This is a genomic window from Pseudomonas sp. P4_D7, assembly GCF_056401755.1.
Window position 1 is genome coordinate 1 of record NZ_JBFUIR010000129.1, and the last position, 2592, is coordinate 2592.

Consider the following 2592-nt stretch of genomic DNA (forward strand, 5'->3'; position numbering starts at 1 on the left):
AACCCGCATCGATCAACAGCGACGCGGTCTCGCATGCCAGCCCCGGCGAGCCCGGCGAGGGATAGGTAAGCGTGTAGAGCGGCGGCGGAAAGCCTCCGAAGTCGTGGATCGTCCCCGGCACGCCGCGCTTGATCAGCGCCATGGCCAACAGGGCAATCGTCACCTGCTCACCAGTGGAAACGATCACATCCAGCTCACGCGGAACCGGTTGAGTGTCGCCACTGATTTGTTTGGCCAGATCGATCAGACGGTTGGTTTCGCCGCTCATTGCAGACAGCACAACCACCAGGTCATCGCCGGCATCGCGGAATTTCTTAACCTTGTCGGCGACCTGCTCGATTCTCTCGACAGTACCGACCGAGGTGCCTCCAAATTTCTGTACGATCAAAGCCATTTCAAAGCCGCCTCTGCCCATGAAGGGCGCCCAATAATCACTCGAACAGTCGCCAGGCCCGCCACTAGACTGCGGGCCGGGCGGACTGCCTTATAAACCCTGCTCGACGAATGGAACGGTCAGCGCCAGTGCGCCATCCAGTGCGCCGGCGTCGATACCGCCGCCCTGCGCCATGTCCGGACGACCACCGCCCTTCCCGCCCACTGCCGCAGCAGCCTGCTTCATCAAATCACCGGCTTTGAGTTGGCCAGTCAGGTCCTTGGTTACGCCTGCAACCAGTACGACCTTTTCCTCATGGACACTGCCGAGCAGGATCACTGCGCGGCCGAGTTTGTTTTTCAGCTGATCAACCAGCGCCAGCAGCGCCTTGCCGTCCTGACCATCCAGACGTGCGGCCAGAACCTTCACACCCTTGACGTCCACTGCCGAGTTCGACAGATCGTCGCCCGCGGCGCTGGCAGCCTTGGCCTGCAACTGCTCCAGCTGCTTCTCCAGTTGGCGGTTGCGCTCCAGCACGGCCGACAGCTTGTCGATCAGGTTGTCGCGGCTGCCCTTGACCAGGCTGGCCGCTTCCTTGAGTTGTTCTTCTGCCGCGTTCAAGTAGGCCAGTGCCGCAGCACCAGTGACTGCCTCGATACGACGCACACCCGAAGCCACACCGCCTTCGCTGATGATTTTCAGCAGGCCGATGTCGCCGGTACGGTTGGCGTGGATACCGCCACACAGCTCGACGGAGAAATCGCCGCCCATGCTCAGCACGCGCACGTTGTCGCCATACTTCTCGCCGAACAGCGCCATGGCGCCTTTGTTCTTCGCGGTTTCGATGTCGGTTTCTTCGGTTTCAACCGCGGAGTTCTTACGGATCTCCGCGTTGACGATATCTTCCAGCGCTTTGATCTGTTCCGGCTTGATCGCTTCAAAGTGACTGAAGTCGAAACGCAGACGCTGGCTATCCACCAACGAACCTTTCTGCTGAACGTGCTCGCCCAAGACCTGACGCAATGCAGCGTGCAGCAAGTGCGTGGCCGAGTGGTTCAGCGAAGTGGCGTGACGCACTTCGGCGTCGACGTGAGTTTCCACTGGCGCGCCAATGGTCAGGCTGCCCGAATCCAGCACGCCGTGGTGCAGGAATGCGCCGCCGGTCTTGGTGGTGTCACGTACGTCGAAACGCGCGTTACCTGCCTGCAGGAAACCGCAGTCGCCGATCTGGCCGCCGGATTCAGCGTAGAACGGCGTCTGATTCAGAACGATCACCGCCTCTTCGCCTTCGTTCAAGACGTCGACCGACTGGCCATCTTTATAGATAGCGACAATTTTTGCCGAACCGCTGGTGTCTTTGTAGCCGGTAAACTCGGTGGCGACATCAACCTTGACCAGAGTGTTGTAATCCAGACCGAACGAGCTGGCCGAACGCGCACGAACACGCTGGGCTTCCATCTCACGCTCGAAACCGGCTTCGTCGACCGTCAGGCTGCGCTCACGGGCGATGTCGGCGGTCAGGTCCATCGGGAAACCGTAGGTGTCGTAGAGTTTGAACACCACGTCGCCCGGCACCACGGTGCCTTTGAGTTCCAGCAGATCCTGCTCGAGGATCTTCAGGCCGTGCTCCAGCGTTTTGGAGAACTGCTCCTCCTCAGCCTTGAGCACACGTTCGATGTTGCTCTGCTGCTTCTTCAGTTCCGGGAACGCTTCGCCCATCTCGGCGACCAGCGCCGCGACGATCTTGTAGAAGAAGCTGCCGGTGGCGCCCAGTTTGTTACCGTGACGGCAGGCGCGACGGATGATCCGGCGCAGCACATAACCGCGACCTTCGTTGGACGGCAGCACGCCGTCAGCAATCAGGAAGCCGCACGAACGGATATGGTCGGAAACAACCTTGAGCGACGACTGATCGCCATTTTCGCAACCGATGGCTTCAGCCGAGGCCTTCAGCAGGTTCTTGAACAGGTCAATGTCGTAGTTGGAATTGACGTGCTGCATCACCGCACTGATCCGCTCCAGGCCCATGCCGGTGTCGACCGACGGCGCTGGCAACGGATGCAACACGCCATCGGCGGTGCGGTTGAACTGCATGAACACGTTGTTCCAGATCTCGATGTAACGGTCGCCGTCTTCTTCCGGCGAGCCCGGYGGGCCGCCCCAGATGTGGTCGCCGTGATCGTAGAAAATCTCGGTGCATGGGCCGCACGGGCCGGTAT

Annotated in this window: 2 protein-coding genes; both read right to left on the bottom strand. The window is 60.5% G+C overall.

The features are described from left to right. Positions 1-394: amino acid kinase family protein (locus AC1DVF_RS28950; RefSeq protein ID WP_477783589.1), on the bottom strand; the 394-nt coding region annotated here is incomplete at its 3' end. Between the two features lie 90 nt (positions 395-484). Then, a partial coding sequence (alaS, locus tag AC1DVF_RS28955; protein WP_477783590.1) for an alanine--tRNA ligase occupies positions 485-2592 on the bottom strand: 2108 nt, incomplete at its 5' end.